The organism is Martinezella calliandrae (genome assembly GCF_030272695.1).
Taxonomy (GTDB): Bacteria; Pseudomonadota; Alphaproteobacteria; order Rhizobiales; family Rhizobiaceae; genus Rhizobium; species Rhizobium calliandrae.
Genome location: NZ_JARFYN010000204.1, coordinates 1 through 483, shown reverse-complemented (window position 1 = coordinate 483; position 483 = coordinate 1). Strand labels below are relative to the sequence as shown.

The 483-nt window shown below is 66.0% G+C and carries 1 protein-coding gene; it reads right to left on the bottom strand.

What is annotated here, in order from left to right; translation table 11 throughout:
- Positions 1 to 483 (bottom strand): AMP-binding protein (locus PY650_RS36745; protein WP_285885022.1); only part of this gene is annotated, 483 nt, incomplete at both ends.

Here is a 483-nt window from a genome sequence, read left to right as displayed (position 1 = left end):
GGCCGCATCGCAAAGCATCAGCTGTGGTGCTGCATCCTCAAGAACCTGGATCAGCCGCTGGCTGGGATAGGCCGGATCGAGCGGCAGATAGGCGCCGCCGGCCTTGAGGATCGCCAGCAGCCCGACCACCATGGCCGGACTGCGCTGCAGGCAGATCGCCACCGGCTGATCCGGCCTGACCCCAAGCGCGATCAGATGATGCGCCAACCGGTTGGCCTGCGCATTGAGTTCGCCATAGCTCAGCTCTTCGTCTTCATGGACGAGGGCGACGGCTTCGGGGGCGCGGCGCACCTGCGCCTCGAACAGCTCGTGGATGCATAGATCGGACGGGTAAGGCGCCTGCGTCCGGTTCAGATCCTCCAGCAGGTAGGTCCGCTCGTCGGGCGGCAGGATGTCGATGCGGCCGATCGGCTGGCCTGCATCGGCGACCATCGCCCGCAGCAGCGTCAAAAGATAACCACGCTGCCGCGCGATCGTCGCTTC